This window comes from Allobosea lupini, from assembly GCF_900109525.1.
Classification (GTDB): domain Bacteria; phylum Pseudomonadota; class Alphaproteobacteria; order Rhizobiales; family Beijerinckiaceae; genus Allobosea; species Allobosea lupini.
This window is the reverse complement of sequence record NZ_FOAN01000003.1, coordinates 631,241-645,597: the sequence shown is the minus strand read 5'-3', so window position 1 is coordinate 645,597 and position 14,357 is coordinate 631,241. Positions and strand designations below refer to the sequence as shown.

The window sequence follows — 14,357 nt, the reverse complement described above, 5'->3', positions numbered from 1 at the left end:
CTTTCTTTTCAGGCGACGCCGAGCGCTGCCGGCTCGCTGACCTCGACCAGCGTCAGCCGCTCACCCTCGGCCAGTGCGCCACCACCGACGATCCGGCAATAGATGCCGCAATCGACATGGCCGTAGCCCTTCATCAGCGCTTTCGGGATCTGCAGGTCGCGCGCGCCCGTCACAGGGTCGACATTTGTCGCGGCGCAGCGCTCGATCCGCTTGATCACCTGGAGTCGCAGGCCCGACGGCGCAACAAGTTCGCGGTCGACCAGATCGAGCTCGGCCCAGGCCGGCAGGCCCTCGACCATGACATTGCCGCGGAAGCGCAGCGGATCGACGGGAACGCCGAGCCGCGTCTCCAGGTCGGCGACGCTGGCGAGGTTGATGATCGAGACGAAGCCCGAGCGTGAATCGGTGAAACGGTAGCCCGCCGGCGCGGCCAGCAGGCGCGGCTCGCCGCGCAGTTCCTGCGACATGAAGGCTTTGAAGAAGGCGCTGAGCTGTTCGCGGCCGGCAGCGGTCTGGGTGGCGATCCTGGTCTCTCCATCATCATGGCCGATGACGAGATCGCCGCTGGCGTCCTCGTACCGCGTGCGCAGGCGCGCCAGCGATTCGTTGCGCATCAGCATCAGGTATTTGATCTTCGGCTGATGCGCTGGCTCGGCCGGGTCGAAGCCGGAGAGCCCGTTCTCGATGGCGAAGAGCCGGTCGCCGGGGAAGTAGCCACCTGTCGGCAATTCGGCCCGGCTCAGCCGCTCCGGCGACAGGCCTTTGACCGGATAGCGATACAGCGAAGCGACGCGCATGGGCCCTGCCCTTCCGATTGCGAGGGCGGAAAGTGCCATGCAGGGCACCGCGACGCCACCGCCCACGGGCCTCATGGTCGATGAAAGGATTGCATCGATCCGATCAATGCGACTGCTCCGCGCCCTCCTCGGCCTCTTCGTCCAGGATCGAGCGCTGGCAGCCCCAGCCCGAGAGCACATCATCGATGGCGTCGACGACGAAAAAGCGGGCGGCGTCGCGCTCATAGCCCTCGGCGAGCAGGCTGTCGTAGTCGGTATGGGCGTGCCGGACATGGGAACCGAGCGCGAGCCAGAGCGCGGTCGAAGGCGGCAGCGCCTTCATCTGGACCCGGCCGGCGAGCGCCAGCACCGCCTCGGCGTCGAGCAGCGGGATGCCGGGCACGAGCGTCCGCAACGCCTTTCGAATCGCCTGCTGCCGCTTCGTGCCGACCATGCCGGCAGGCTGGGCGCAGGCGTTGACGATCGTCAATGTCAAAGCTGCGTCCTTCCCCTTACGTTGCGCGAAAGCAACACTATCTTTGAGGACGAGGGGCCGCCCATCAGGGGGCCCTATCCCATCGAAAAGCAGCCGGCTCCGCCGCTTCGGGGCGCGACTGGCGTGCGGAGGTAGCCGAATGAACATCGAGAAATATACCGACCGGGCAAAGGGTTTCCTGCAGGCCGCGCAGACGATTGCCATGCGCGAAGGCCATCAGCAATTCACGCCAGAGCATCTGCTGAAGGCACTGCTCGACGACAGCGAGGGCATGGCTTCCGGCTTGGTCGACCGAGCCGGCGGGCAGTCGCGGCTCGCGAAGCAGCAGATCGACGCGGCGCTCGCCAAGCTCCCGAAGGTGAGCGGCGCAGGCGCCAACAGCCTGCACCTGACGCCCGCATTGGCGCGCGTCTTCGACACGGCCGAGAAGGCAGCGGAGAAGGCTGGCGACAGCTTCGTCACGGTCGAGCGGCTGCTGCTTGCGCTGGCGATCGAGAAGGACAGCGAGGCCGGCAAGATCCTCGCCAAGGCCGGCGTCACGCCGCAGGGGCTGAATGCCGCGATCGAAGCGATCCGCAAGGGCCGTACCGCCGACTCCGCCTCTGCCGAGCAAGGCTATGACGCCCTGAAGAAGTATGCGCGCGACCTCACCGCCGCGGCCCGCGACGGCAAGCTCGACCCGGTCATCGGACGCGACGAGGAGATCCGTCGCACCATCCAGGTGCTGAGCCGCCGCACCAAGAACAATCCGGTGCTGATCGGCGAGCCCGGGGTCGGCAAGACCGCGATCGCCGAGGGGCTCGCGCTGCGCATCGTCAATGGCGACGTGCCCGAGAGCCTGAAGGACAAGGAATTGCTCGCACTCGACATGGGCGCGCTGATCGCCGGCGCGAAATATCGCGGTGAGTTCGAGGAACGGCTGAAGGCCGTGCTCTCCGAGGTCTCGGCCGCGGCTGGTGGAGTCATCCTGTTCATCGACGAGATGCACACCCTGGTCGGCGCCGGCAAGACCGACGGCGCCATGGATGCCTCCAATCTGCTGAAGCCCGCCCTGTCTCGCGGCGAACTGCATTGCGTCGGCGCGACCACGCTCGACGAGTATCGCAAGTATGTCGAGAAGGATGCAGCGCTGGCGCGGCGTTTCCAGCCCGTCTTCGTCGACGAGCCGACGGTCGAGGACACGATCTCGATCCTGCGCGGCCTGAAGGAGAAATACGAGCAGCATCACCGCGTGCGCATCACCGACTCGGCGCTGGTCTCGGCCGCGACGCTCTCGAACCGCTACATCACCGACCGCTTCCTGCCCGACAAGGCGATCGACCTCGTCGACGAGGCCTCGGCGCGGCTGCGCATGCAGGTCGACTCCAAGCCCGAGGAACTCGACTCGATCGACCGCGAGATCGTCCGGCTCAAGATCGAGCAGGAGGCACTGAAGAAGGAAAGCGATGCCGGCTCGAAAGAGCGGCTGAAGCGGCTCGAATCCGAGCTCGCCGAGCTCGAAGCGCGCTCGGCCGCGATCACCGCGACCTGGAAGGCCGAGAAAGACAAGCTCGGCCACGCAGCGGAGATCAAGACCAAGCTCGACAGCGCCCGCAACGAGCTCGCCCAGGCGCAGCGCAAGGGCGAGTACCAGCGCGCCGGCGAGCTCGCCTATGGCGAGATTCCCCAGCTCGAGAAGGCGCTCGCCGAGATCGAGGCGAAGGGCGACACCTCCGGCATGGTCGAGGAGGCGGTAACGCCGGACCATGTCGCGCAGGTCGTCAGCCGCTGGACCGGCGTGCCGGTCGACAGGATGCTGGAGGGCGAGAAAGAGAAGCTGCTGCATATGGAGCAGAGCCTCGGCAACCGCGTCGTCGGCCAGGCCGAAGCGGTCGAAGCCGTCTCCAAGGCTGTCAGGCGCGCCCGCGCCGGCTTGCAGGATCCGAACCGGCCGATCGGCTCGTTCATGTTCCTCGGCCCGACCGGCGTCGGCAAGACCGAGCTGACCAAGGCGCTGGCGTCGTTCCTGTTCGACGACGATACCGCCATGGTCCGCCTCGACATGTCCGAATACATGGAGAAGCACTCGGTCAGCCGGCTGATCGGGGCGCCTCCGGGCTATGTCGGCTATGAGGAAGGCGGGGCACTGACCGAAGCGGTCCGGCGCCGGCCCTACCAGGTCGTGCTGTTCGACGAGGTCGAGAAGGCGCATCCTGACGTGTTCAACGTCCTGCTGCAGGTGCTCGACGACGGGCGCCTGACCGACGGCCAGGGCCGCACGGTCGACTTCCGCAACGTGCTGATCATCATGACCTCCAACCTCGGCTCGGAGTTCCTGGTGAACCAGCCGGAAGGGCAGGACAGCGACGTCGTGCGCGACGAGGTAATGGGCGTGGTCCGCCACGCCTTCCGGCCGGAATTCCTGAACCGGATCGACGACATCATCCTGTTCCATCGCCTGCGGCGGTCGGACATGGGCGCGATCGTCGACATCCAGATGGCTCGCCTCGGCAAGCTCCTGGTCGACCGCAAGATCACGCTCGACCTCTCGGAGGATGCGCGCGACTGGCTGGCGGAGAAGGGCTACGACCCCGCCTATGGCGCGCGCCCGCTGAAGCGCGTGATCCAGAAGTCGGTGCAGGACCCGCTGGCGGAGCTGCTGCTCGCGGGTGCGATCCGCGATGGCGAGACCGTGCCGGTCACGGTCGGTCCGGCCGGACTGATGCTCGGCGAGTTCACCGCCGCGACCGAGCACCGGCCGGCAGGGGTGGCGCTGAACTGAACCTTCGCTCAGTCATCAAGACGAAGGGCGCCGCTCACGCGGCGCCCTTTTCTTTCTGGGGCGTCATTCTCGGCCGCAGCGAAGCGTAGAGCCGAGAATCTCGGGATGAGAAGGCGTTGAGCGGAGCCTCCTCTCGCCGATATGCTCGGGTCAAGCCCGAGCATGACGTATGTCATTCCATCCGCGCCGCGATGCGCATCACCGCCAGCGCCAGCGTCTGCGCCGCCGGAACGATGCTCTCGACCTCCAGGAACTCGTCCGGCGTGTGGGCCATGCCGCCGACCGGGCCGACGCTGCACAGCGTCGGGCAGCCCTGCGCCGCCGTGAAACCGGAATCGGCGCAGCCACCAGTGTATTCCGCCGTGACCGCGATACCCAGGCTCGCCGCCGCCTCGCGATAGGTGTCGTAGAGCACGAGCGAATCCGGCGTCTGCTCCAGCGGCACGAACTCCCCCTTGATGATCAGCTTCGCCGACGAGCCCTCGACCACCGGCGTCTCGACGATGCCGCGGATCGCCTCGACCAATTCTTCTCGCTGAGCCGCCGTCTTGTAGCGCAGGTCGATCTCGCACCAGGCCGAGGGCGCGACGGTGTTGACGGTCTGGCCGCCACCGATCAGCCCGACATTGACGGTGACGCCGGCGGCAAGATCGGTTAGCCCCTGCAGACGCGGGATCTTGTGGCCGAGATCGACGATGGCCGAGATGCCCTTTTCGTAGTTGGCGCCGGAATGGGCCGCCTTGCCCAGGAACTCGGCCCGCATGAAGACGCCGCCTTTGCGGCCCGACGTGATCGACTGCTTTTGATCGCGGCCGTAGTCCGTCCCTGTCGGCAGCCGGCTCGGCTCGGCGTTGAAGACGCAGCGCGACTCGCGCGCCGCCGCCTCGATCACCGGCCGTGAGGACGGCGAAGCGATCTCCTCGTCGCTGGTGGTCAGCATCAGCAGCGGCGCCTTGAGGCCGCCATTGGCGGCGAAGGCGGCGGCGACGAAGGCTTCGATCACGAGCCCGGCCTTCATGTCGGCGACGCCTGGCCCATAGGCGCGGCCATCGCGGAGGGTAAAGGGCCGGCGGCTCGGCTCGCCCTTGGGGAAGACCGTATCGCGATGGCCGAGCAGCAGGATCGGCCGCTGGTCGTTCGCGGTCGGATTGGGCAGGCGCGCCTTGACCGCATCGCCATAGCGCGCATCCGGCACGATCTCGACGGAGAGGCCGTTCGCCTCATGGAAGCGGGCCAGCACCTGTCCGGCCCGGTCGACGCCGGCCTTGTCATAGGAGCCCGAGTCGGTATCGACCATCTCGCGCAGCAGATCGATCATCGCCTGCTTGCGCTCGCCGAGCCAGGCGAGGATGCGGGCTTCTTCCTGTGTCGTGTCGGTCATGGTCGACTTCCGTCTCGTGAGATGGCGGCGAGCTTACCCAAGCCGTTCCGGCGACGATAGGAGCAGCGTGCAAGCCCGCCAGACCTCGGGCGCGGCCGGAATATGCGGCGATTCCGCCGACAGCGAACCTATGGTTAAGCGAAAATTCAGCGTGATGGGACAGGCTGACAAGGGGGACTGGCCTGTCGACCGCTATCGGCCATTTCCGAACAGCGCTCACAGGCCAACGCCCGCATGCAGACCGATTCCGCCGCGACCTATCTGACGCAGCTGCGTTTGCGCGTCGGCGGCGCCTTGACCTTGCTGCTCTGGCTCTTCGTGCCGCTCACCATGCTGTCCTGGTTCGTCACCGGGGGCGCCGGCTCACTCACGCCCCTCCTGATCACGATCGGACTGGCGGCCTTCGCGACCCTGCTCTGGCGGTACAACCCGACCGGCATGGTGACGCAGATCATCCTCTCGCTGAGCAGCACCGGTAGCGCCCTTGCCTTCACATACGCGCTCAAGGGCGCTGGCTGGCATGAGGTGAGCGACTCCGTGCTGCTGATCATGCTGACGCTCTCGGCCGGCTGGTGCGCCTGGCAGCCGCTGGTCGCCACGGCGGTCTTGGCGCTTGGCCATGGCAGCCTCATAGGTGCTTTGCTCTCCCGGTCAGGCACGAGCCTGCAAGGAGACGCGCTCTTCCTCATCGGAGTCATCGTCCAGCTCGGGCTGCTGCTCTGGATCATCCGGCAGCAGAGCCAAACACTCACGGCCGCAGGCGACATGGCTGCGCAGGCGCGGGACGACGCCATGGCTCAAGCCGAGGAACTGCACCAGGCGCAACTGCACGACATGGAGCGCGAAGCTGCCCGGCGCCAGACGACCCGGGACATCGTCGCCGGCTTCAACACGCAGTTCCTTGCGACGCTCGACACGGTTCTGCAGGATATCCGCGACCTCAAGGGCCGCGCCGCCTCCCTGAACGAGATCGCCGATATCGCCAATGGCGAGGTCACCGCCGTCGCCTCGACCTCGGAGGAATCATCGCGCAACGTCTCGGATGTCGCCACCGCGACAGAACAGCTTTCGACCGCGATTACGGCGATCGACCGGCAGCTCGCTACCACCCAGGCGCTGGTCGCCGACATGAACGGCAGCGCCCGAACCACAGCCGGCTCGGTCGACGTGCTCGACCGCGCGGTGCAGCGCATTGACGGCATCGTCGCCCTGATCCGCGGCATCGCCGGGCAGACCAATCTTCTGGCGCTCAACGCGACGATCGAAGCGGCGCGCGCCGGCGACGCCGGCAAGGGCTTTGCCGTCGTCGCCGGCGAGGTCAAGAGCCTGTCGCATCAAACCGCGATCGCGACGCAGGACATCGCCGGACAGATCGCCGAGATCAAGCAGGCGACCTCCGGCGTGGTCGAGACCATCGCCAAGCTGACCGCCGGCATGGCCGACATGGACGAACGGACGATCTCGATCGCTGCAGCGCTGGAGGAACAGGGCCAGATGACCCATGTCATCAGCCGCAGCATCGCCGAGGTCGCGACCGGCACGGAATATCTGGCCCAGACCACCAACAACATCCGCGGCTCGGCCAACCAGACCCATGAGGTCGCGAGCGAGGTGCTCGCCTCGACCACGGCACTCGAAGGCAAGGCCGAAGAGCTCGAAAGCACCGTTCACCAGTTCCTGCAGCGCGTCTCGGCGGCTTGAAACGGTAGCCCAGCGATCCGCCTCGGCGGCGCGATCAGGCCGCCACCTCGCGCGCATGGGCGCCAAGGTAGGCGATGGCAGCCGCGACACCGCCCTCCCCGTGCGGGATGCCCTTCGCCTGCAGCGCCATCTCGACAACGCTCAGGCTGCCCAGCACCATCGGCGCGTTGACATGGCCCATATGAGCGATGCGGAAAGCCTTGCCGGTAAGATCGCCGATGGCCAGGCCGAGCGTGACGCCGCAGACCTCTCTCGCATAGTCGGTGATGACAGTCGGATCGCCGTCGACGAGGATGGTGGTGACCGAGGGGGCGCGCTGCGACGGCTCGACGACGTTGAAGCTCAGCGCCTGGCCTTCAGCCCATTTCGACGTCGCGGCCTGCGTCGCAGCCGCCAGCAGGGCGTGACGCCGCCAAGCGCCGTCGAGGCTCTCGGCGAAGATCATGTCGAGCGCGGCGCGCAGGCCGAACATCAGATGCTCGGGCGGCGTACCGCAATGCTTCATGTAGAGAAGCGGGTCCATCCGCGCGGTCCAGTCCCAATAGGGCGTGCGCATGGTCGCCTGCCGGTGCGCATGCAGCGCCTTGGCGTTCGCTGCGACGAAGGCGAGGCCCGGCGGGGTCATCAGCCCCTTCTGCGAAGCGGACATCGCGACATCGACGCCGAAGCCGTCCATATCGAACGGCATGCAGCCGAGGGCCGCGACGCCATCGACCATGTAGAGCGCGGGGTGGCCGGCGGCATCGATGGCGCGGCGGATCGCGCGGATGTCGTTGACCACGCCGGAGGCGGTGTCGATCTGGACCGTCAGCACAGCCTTGATCGCGTGGTCCTTGTCCTGCCGCAGGCGCTCTTCAACTGCCGCCGGATCGACCGCCGCGCGCCAGGAACCGGCGAGCACCTCGACATCGGCGCCCATGAACCGGGCCATCTCGCCCCAGCCGATGGCGAAGCGGCCGCTGGCGAGCACCAGGATCTTGTCGCCGCGCGAGAGGACATTGGTCAGCGCCGCCTCCCAGCCGCCATGGCCATTGGCAGCGTAGAGGAACGTTTCGCCCGTCGTGCGGAAGACAGCCTTGAGATCGGCCAGCAAAGTTTCGGTCAGGTCGACGATCGTCTTCGAGGCAAGCTCCTCGGCCGGGCGCATCATCGCCTGGAGAACGCGATCGGGAATATTGGTCGGCCCCGGCATTGCGAGCAGGACCCGGCCATTGGCAACACTCATGAAGACCCCCGCCTTACGCTTCGGATCGGACCCGCTGAACAAGCAGCAATCCGACGGCGCGATGCACAAACCCTATGAACGGTGCAGAAATCGTTGCGCGCGGCTTGTCAGCGGCGCGCTTCGGCCGCCATGCGCACGGCAAAGCCGGCGAGCATCGTCGCCATCACCCAGCGCTGCACCAGCGCCCAGAACGGGCGCGTGCGCAGGAAGATCGCGATGCCACCGGCGGCGAAGGTGATCAGCGTATTGACGCTGACGGAGACGGTGATCTGGATGAAGCCGAGGACGATCGACTGCGTCAGCACGCTGCCCGCAGCCGGATCGATGAACTGCGGCAGCAGCGCCAGGTAGAACATCGCGATCTTCGGGTTCAGCAGACTGGTGAGGAAGCCCATCATGAAGAGCTTGCGCGGCCCGTCATGCTTGAGCTCGCGCACATGGAAGGGCGAGCTGCCGCCCGGCCGGACCGCCTGCCAGGCGAGCCAGAGCAGGTAGGCCGCGCCGGCCAGCCGCAGCGCGTCATAGGCGAAGGGTACGGCGAAAAGCAGCGCGGTGATGCCGAAGGCCGCGCAGAAGACATAGAAGACGAAGCCCAGCGCGATGCCGCCGAGCGAGATCAGCCCGGAAGCCGGCCCCTGCGCGATCGAGCGCGAGATCAGGTAGATCATGTTCGGCCCTGGCGTCAGCACCATGCCGAAGGCGAGCAGGATGAAGGCGATCAGGTTGCTCGTATCGATCATGGCGCGCTCCGGCCGCAAGGTGCGCGACCATGGCATTGCCGGCGAAACGCCCGCAAGGCGCAACCTATGACGCGGCTGCATCGCCGCCATCCCGCTCCGGCTTCCCTGGCAGCAGGTGGCGGGAACGAGTCGCCGCCTGCCGGGTTCATGGGCATCATCTCGGGGGGATCCACGCCATGACCTTGTTCAGCCGCCTGCTCTATTCCGGCATCGCCGGCTCGTTGCTGCTGGCCTCCTTGCTGCTGATGGCGGTCGCGATCTCGCGCACCTTCGTCGGCTTTCGAACCGGCGAAGGTGCGCTCGACACGATGCTCGACGGGATCGGGCTGGTGATCATCGCGGTCGCCGTCGCCGATGTCGGCAAGTTCCTGTTCGAAGAGGAGGTCATCGCCGACCGCGAACTGCGGCGGCCGGCGGAAGCGCGCGGCTCGCTGACCAAGTTCATGACGATCATCATCGTCGCGCTCAGCCTCGAGTCGCTGGTGCTGATCACGAAGGCGGCGCGCGACAAGCCGGCCGACATCCTGTTCCCGTCCCTGCTGATGCTCGTCGCGGTGGCGGCGCTGGTCGGGCTCGGCCTGTTCCAGAAGCTCAGCCAGCATGCGACGGCGGCGATCCCCGACGATGTCGGGGACGAGGAAGACGAGCCGAAGAAAGTTGAGAGCCCAAAGTCGTCACGGCCGCCACGACGTCCGCAACGTGCAAAGGCCTGACCGGGAATCGGCGGCTCAGGCCTTCAGCTCGACCAGCATCAGGTCGGTATCATCCGGCTTCGCCCCTGCCGCCGTCAGCATGGCGTGGGCCTGGCCGCGGTGATGGGTCTGGTGATTGAAGAAGTGCATGACGAGAATCGGTGCCGGCATCGTCATTTCACTCCCGGTCAGGCCCGAGAACCAGGTCACGTTCCCTGAGAGCCACTCCGGCGAGAGGTCTTCCGCCCAACCCCGGATCGTCTCGTCGACATCGTGGCGTGCAACCTTCAGCTCCTCCCAGTCCTCGATCATCCGCGAGGACTCGCGGTTGGGCACGGTCGGTTTCGGCGTTCCGGCAAAGCGCGACAGCCACATCCGGTCGGCCCAGAGCAGATGGCAGAAGGTGCCGTGGATCGAGCCGAAGAAGGCGCCGCGATCCTGCCGACGCGCTTCGTCGGTGAGCGTGTCGGCGGCGCCATAGAGGCTGCGGTTCTGCCAGCGATTATAGCGCGCCATCGTCGCGACATAGGCCGTGTCGATCATGACGCGTACTCCCCTTCAGATGATGTTCGCCTCGCGCAGCGGCTTGCCGGCGACGATTCGCTCATGGCCGAGATCGGCGAGGTCGAGCGTGAGGTAACGACCGTTGGCGATATGCTCGGCAAGGCCGCGGCCGACCGCCGGCGATTGCTGCAGGCCGTGGCCGGAGAAACCGTTGGCGAGGTAGAGATTGGGCACGCCGACGGCAGGGCCGAGGATGGCATTGCCGTCGAGGCCGTTCATGTCATAGGGACCGGCCCAGGCGCGGCCGGGCTTGATCGCCTCGAAAGCGGGCACGCGATGAGCGAGCGGCGCCCAGACATATTCCTCGAAGAAGGACCATTCGACATCCTCGACATCGGCATCGGTCTCGACCCATTCGCGGTCGAGCTCTTCCGGCGGCGAGGAGCCGCAGATGAACATCTGCCCCTCATTGCCGCGCTTGCCCTCGGGGCGGACATAAGCGCCGGAGGTGTCGATCAGCAGCGGGCAATTGTCGACCTCGCCCTTGCAGGTGAAGCTGTAGACATAGCGCTTCATCGACTTCACGGGGATGGTGACACCGGCGGTCGCGGCGAGCCTGGCGCCATGGGTACCTGACGCGTTGACCGCGGCGGCGCAGGCGATGCGGCTGCCATCGGCCAGCTCGACGCCGGTGACGCGGCCGCCTTCGACGACGTAACCAGCGACTTCGCCCTGGCGGTATTCGACGCCGAGCGACCGTGCCTTCTTGCGGAAGGCCTGCAGCAGGGCCCAGCCGTCGAACCAACCCTCGCCGCTGACGCCATAGGTGCCGCAGAGGAGATCCGAGGTATTCAGCCAGCCGAATTTGCTGCGCAGCATCTCTGCAGCATAAAGCGCAATATCGGCGCCTTCCTGCTGCTGAAGCTTTTGATTCTGCTCAAGAACCTTACGCCCCTCATCGCCGGCGACGTAGAGGTAGCCGCCCTCGTGCAGATCGATCGACGGGGCCTCGCCATCCACAGAGAGGTGCTGGCCGATATTGCGCAAAAACTCGATACCGAAGAGCGAGACGCGGATATTCACCGCGCTGGAGAACTGCTGGCGGATCGAGGCGGCAGAGAGCGCCGAGGCCGAAAGCCGATACGTCGGATCCTTCTCGATGACGATGACCTTGCCGTTGAATCCGGGATCGCTGGCGAGGTGATAGGCGACGGAAGAGCCGATCGCGGCGCCTCCCACGATGACGATGTCGGCCGAGGCTGGAGCGGAAGACATGGATGACCTGCGCAAGCGATGGTTCGTGATCTCCGCGCATGAATGACGACTCGACCGGCGCTTGTCGAGAGCCTAGTTCATGCCCTCACATTCGCCGACGAGCCAGTCGCGGAAAGCGACCACCGCCGGCAAGCTCGCCTTGGCTTCGGGATAGACGAGGTAATACCCCTCCGACCCGCGCACCGGCCGATCCACCGGGATGACCAGCGCGCCCGAGCGCAATTCCTCCTCGACCAGGATGCGCGGCACGATGGCGACGCCAAGCCCCGCCACCGCCGCCTGAGCCACCATGGCGAACTGCTCGAAGCGCGGCCCCATCAGCGCCCGCTCCGGCGGCAGGCCCTGCTGCTCCAGCCAGTTGGCCCAGGCCCGCGGGCGGGTCGATTGCTGCAGCAAGGGCTGGCGCAGCAGATCGGCTGCCTCCTTGAGACCGGCCCGCGCGACCAGCGCCGGCGCAGCGACAGGCACGACCTCCTCGCCCATGAGCCGGTGCAGCCGCGCGCCGGGCCAGACCGGAAGGCCGAAGTGGATGGCGGCGTCGGCCGCGTCATGGGCGAAGTCGAAAGGCACCAGCTTGGTCGAGAAGTTGATGGTGACGCCGGGATGAGCCTCGGTGAAGCGCGGCAGACGCGGGATCAGCCAGCGCGTGCCGAAGGTCGGCAGGATGGCGAGATGGAGCAGGCCGGCGCCGCCCCGGAAGGCCATGGCGGACAGCGTCGCGGCGGCCAGGCGTGAAAGCCCGTCGCGCACCTCGGCCGCGTAGGCGCCGCCGGCCGGCGTCAGGCTGACGCGCTTCTTCACGCGCTCGAACAGCTTCAGGCCGAGATTCTGCTCCAGCAGCGCGATCTGGCGGCTGACGGCGCCCTGCGTCAGGTTCAGCTCCTCGGCGGCGCGGGTGAAACTGCCATGTCGCGCCGCCGCCTCGAAGGCGGCGAGCGCCGATAGCGAGGGCACTGAGAGGCGGCCGGGAACGATTTCGGAGGTCATGATCTCAACTCATCAAGTCGTGAGAACATATCGATTGCGGAGAGCGGCTGGAAGAGGGCATTGTGCGGTCGAATGCCGGGCTGCAGCTCGCAGCCCAATACGAGCCCTCATCCTGAGGAGCCGCGTAGCGGCGTCTCGACGGATGCTCCAGACTGCATCACTGCAGTCGACTGGAGCATCCTTCGAGACGCGCTTCCTTTGGAAGCGCTCCTCGTAATGAGGGCTGTGGTTCGCTGGCGATCAGGATCAACACCATGACGACCTCCCTTCCGAACGACGCCCTCGCCTTGCTGAAGCGCCTCGGCGTCCCCGAGAGCGCCTATGCCGGCGCCGGCCTCAGCGCCCGCTCGCCGATCACCGGCGAGACTGTCGCTACGCTGCGCGAGACGAGCGCCGCCGAGGCCGAGGCCGCGATCGGCCGGGCCCAGTCCGCTTACCTCGCCTGGCGCAAGGTGCCGGCGCCGCGGCGCGGCGAGTTCGTCCGCCTGCTCGGCGAGGAGTTGCGCGCGCACAAGGCCGATCTCGGCCTGCTGGTGACGCTCGAAGCCGGCAAGGTCACGTCCGAGGGCCTTGGCGAGGTCCAGGAGATGATCGACATCTGCGACTTCGCGGTCGGCCTGTCGCGCCAGCTCTACGGCCTGACCATCGCGACCGAGCGTCCGAACCATCGCATGATGGAGACCTGGCACCCGATCGGCGTGGTCGGCGTGATCTCGGCATTCAACTTCCCGGTCGCGGTCTGGTCATGGAATGCGGCGCTCGCGTTTGTCTGCGGCGACAGCGTCGTCTGGAAGCCGTCGGAGAAGACCCCGCTGACCGCGCTCGCCGTGCAGGCGATCACCCTGAAGACAATGAAGCGCTTCGGACCCGAGGCGCCGATCGGCCTGTCGGAAATCCTGATCGGCGGCCGCGAGCTCGGCGACATCCTGGTGCAGGACCATCGCGTCCCGGTGGTCTCCGCCACCGGCTCGACCCGGATGGGCAAGGAGGTCGGCCAGAAGCTCGCCGCCCGCTTCGCTCGCGCCATCCTCGAGCTCGGCGGTAACAACGCGGCGATCGTGGCGCCTTCGGCCGATCTCGACATCGCCCTGCGCGGCATCGCCTTTGCCGCCATGGGCACGGCCGGCCAGCGCTGCACCACCTTGCGCCGCCTGATCGTGCATGAGAGCGTCTACGACCAGCTCGTGCCGAAGCTCGCCAAGGTCTACGCTGGCGTGAAGATCGGCGATCCGCGCGAGGCCGGCGTTCTGGTCGGCCCGCTGGTCGACGAAGCCGCCTATCAGGGCATGCAGAAGGCGCTATCCGAGGCCAAGGCCGAGGGCGGCAAGGTGCATGGCGGCGAGAAGGTCGATGTCGGCTCGGGCGGCTTCTATGTCCGTCCGGCCCTGGTCGAGATGCCCAGCCAGTGCGGCCCGGTCGAGCGCGAGACCTTCGCCCCGATCCTCTATGTAATGAAGTACAAGTCGATAGACGAAGCGATCGCGATTCAGAATGCGGTCGGCGCCGGCCTGTCCTCCTCGATCTTCACGCTCAACATGCGCGAAGCCGAGCTGTTCGTCTCCGACGAGGGTTCGGATTGCGGCATCGCCAACGTCAATATCGGCCCGTCCGGCGCAGAGATCGGCGGCGCCTTCGGTGGCGAGAAGGAGACCGGCGGCGGCCGCGAGGCCGGCTCGGATGCCTGGAAGGCCTATATGCGCCGCGCCACGAATACGCTGAACTACGGCACCACGCTGCCGCTGGCGCAGGGCGTCAGTTTCGACGTGGATGCGTGATCGATAAGCCGTCATTCTCGGGCGAAGCAAAGCGCAAACCCGAG

The 14,357-nt window shown here is 66.9% G+C and carries 12 protein-coding genes; 4 read left to right on the top strand and 8 right to left on the bottom strand.

Features of this window, described 5'->3' with window-relative positions; translation table 11 throughout:
- Positions 1 to 8: 8 nt before the first annotated feature.
- Both BMZ21_RS12390 and BMZ21_RS12385 read right to left on the bottom strand, forming a co-directional pair.
- Positions 9 to 797, bottom strand: coding sequence for an MOSC domain-containing protein (locus BMZ21_RS12390; protein ID WP_244543816.1), 789 nt, complete (start codon positions 795 to 797; stop codon positions 9 to 11).
- Between the two features lie 103 nt (positions 798 to 900).
- Positions 901 to 1,230 carry a DUF2293 domain-containing protein gene (locus BMZ21_RS12385; RefSeq protein WP_091834411.1) on the bottom strand — a complete coding sequence of 110 codons (330 nt, stop codon included), beginning with the start codon at positions 1,228 to 1,230 and terminating at the stop codon, positions 901 to 903.
- Between the two features lie 181 nt (positions 1,231 to 1,411).
- Here BMZ21_RS12385 and clpB point away from each other — a divergent pair, with 181 nt between their 5' ends.
- Positions 1,412 to 4,033, top strand: a complete 2,622-nt coding sequence (gene clpB / locus BMZ21_RS12380; RefSeq protein WP_091834102.1) for an ATP-dependent chaperone ClpB — start codon at positions 1,412 to 1,414, stop codon at positions 4,031 to 4,033.
- Between the two features lie 172 nt (positions 4,034 to 4,205).
- On the opposite strand, the gene BMZ21_RS12375 is transcribed toward clpB, so the two are convergent.
- Complete coding sequence (locus tag BMZ21_RS12375) at positions 4,206 to 5,414, bottom strand: M20 family metallopeptidase (RefSeq protein WP_091834100.1); 1,209 nt, start codon at positions 5,412 to 5,414, stop codon at positions 4,206 to 4,208.
- A gap of 234 nt (positions 5,415 to 5,648) precedes the next feature.
- Here BMZ21_RS12375 and BMZ21_RS12370 point away from each other — a divergent pair, with 234 nt between their 5' ends.
- The gene (locus BMZ21_RS12370) at positions 5,649 to 7,115 is read left to right on the top strand and encodes a methyl-accepting chemotaxis protein (RefSeq protein WP_091834097.1); all 1,467 of its coding nucleotides are present in this window, start codon (positions 5,649 to 5,651) and stop codon (positions 7,113 to 7,115) included.
- A gap of 34 nt (positions 7,116 to 7,149) precedes the next feature.
- On the opposite strand, the gene BMZ21_RS12365 is transcribed toward BMZ21_RS12370, so the two are convergent.
- Positions 7,150 to 8,340, bottom strand: coding sequence for a pyridoxal-phosphate-dependent aminotransferase family protein (locus BMZ21_RS12365; protein WP_091834408.1), 1,191 nt, complete (start codon positions 8,338 to 8,340; stop codon positions 7,150 to 7,152).
- Between the two features lie 107 nt (positions 8,341 to 8,447).
- The gene (locus BMZ21_RS12360; RefSeq protein ID WP_091834094.1) at positions 8,448 to 9,080 is read right to left on the bottom strand and encodes a LysE family translocator; all 633 of its coding nucleotides are present in this window, start codon (positions 9,078 to 9,080) and stop codon (positions 8,448 to 8,450) included.
- Positions 9,081 to 9,256: 176 nt separating this feature from the next.
- Between BMZ21_RS12360 and BMZ21_RS12355 the strand changes: the two genes are divergently transcribed.
- Entirely contained in the window at positions 9,257 to 9,793 is a 537-nt protein-coding gene (locus tag BMZ21_RS12355; RefSeq protein WP_091834091.1) for a hypothetical protein, read from the top strand.
- Positions 9,794 to 9,808: 15 nt separating this feature from the next.
- Here BMZ21_RS12355 and BMZ21_RS12350 read toward each other — a convergent pair whose 3' ends face one another.
- From BMZ21_RS12350 to BMZ21_RS12340, 3 genes are all read right to left on the bottom strand, one after another.
- Positions 9,809 to 10,315 carry a DinB family protein gene (locus tag BMZ21_RS12350; protein ID WP_091834087.1) on the bottom strand — a complete coding sequence of 169 codons (507 nt, stop codon included), beginning with the start codon at positions 10,313 to 10,315 and terminating at the stop codon, positions 9,809 to 9,811.
- A 15-nt stretch (positions 10,316 to 10,330) separates the two neighbouring features.
- Positions 10,331 to 11,551: an NAD(P)/FAD-dependent oxidoreductase gene (locus tag BMZ21_RS12345; protein ID WP_091834084.1), complete on the bottom strand. Its 1,221-nt coding sequence runs from the start codon at positions 11,549 to 11,551 to the stop codon at positions 10,331 to 10,333.
- Positions 11,552 to 11,623: 72 nt separating this feature from the next.
- On the bottom strand, positions 11,624 to 12,538 hold the full coding sequence (locus BMZ21_RS12340) for a LysR family transcriptional regulator (protein WP_091834081.1): 915 nt from the start codon (positions 12,536 to 12,538) through the stop codon (positions 11,624 to 11,626).
- A gap of 254 nt (positions 12,539 to 12,792) precedes the next feature.
- Here BMZ21_RS12340 and amaB point away from each other — a divergent pair, with 254 nt between their 5' ends.
- The gene (gene amaB / locus BMZ21_RS12335) at positions 12,793 to 14,313 is read left to right on the top strand and encodes an L-piperidine-6-carboxylate dehydrogenase (RefSeq protein ID WP_091834078.1); all 1,521 of its coding nucleotides are present in this window, start codon (positions 12,793 to 12,795) and stop codon (positions 14,311 to 14,313) included.
- The last annotated feature ends 44 nt before the right edge of the window (positions 14,314 to 14,357 follow it).

Bases quoted from the DNA above. Each gene is read 5' to 3' on its own strand.
- BMZ21_RS12390 (WP_244543816.1), bottom strand. From the start codon at position 797: ATGCGCGTCGCTTCGCTGTATCGCTATCCGGTCAAAGGCCTGTCGCCG.
- BMZ21_RS12385 (WP_091834411.1), bottom strand. From the start codon at position 1,230: ATGGTCGGCACGAAGCGGCAGCAGGCGATTCGAAAGGCGTTGCGGACG.
- clpB (WP_091834102.1), top strand. From the start codon at position 1,412: ATGAACATCGAGAAATATACCGACCGGGCAAAGGGTTTCCTGCAGGCC.
- BMZ21_RS12375 (WP_091834100.1), bottom strand. From the start codon at position 5,414: ATGACCGACACGACACAGGAAGAAGCCCGCATCCTCGCCTGGCTCGGC.
- BMZ21_RS12370 (WP_091834097.1), top strand. From the start codon at position 5,649: ATGCAGACCGATTCCGCCGCGACCTATCTGACGCAGCTGCGTTTGCGC.
- BMZ21_RS12365 (WP_091834408.1), bottom strand. From the start codon at position 8,340: ATGAGTGTTGCCAATGGCCGGGTCCTGCTCGCAATGCCGGGGCCGACC.
- BMZ21_RS12360 (WP_091834094.1), bottom strand. From the start codon at position 9,080: ATGATCGATACGAGCAACCTGATCGCCTTCATCCTGCTCGCCTTCGGC.
- BMZ21_RS12355 (WP_091834091.1), top strand. From the start codon at position 9,257: ATGACCTTGTTCAGCCGCCTGCTCTATTCCGGCATCGCCGGCTCGTTG.
- BMZ21_RS12350 (WP_091834087.1), bottom strand. From the start codon at position 10,315: ATGATCGACACGGCCTATGTCGCGACGATGGCGCGCTATAATCGCTGG.
- BMZ21_RS12345 (WP_091834084.1), bottom strand. From the start codon at position 11,551: ATGTCTTCCGCTCCAGCCTCGGCCGACATCGTCATCGTGGGAGGCGCC.
- BMZ21_RS12340 (WP_091834081.1), bottom strand. From the start codon at position 12,538: ATGACCTCCGAAATCGTTCCCGGCCGCCTCTCAGTGCCCTCGCTATCG.
- amaB (WP_091834078.1), top strand. From the start codon at position 12,793: ATGACGACCTCCCTTCCGAACGACGCCCTCGCCTTGCTGAAGCGCCTC.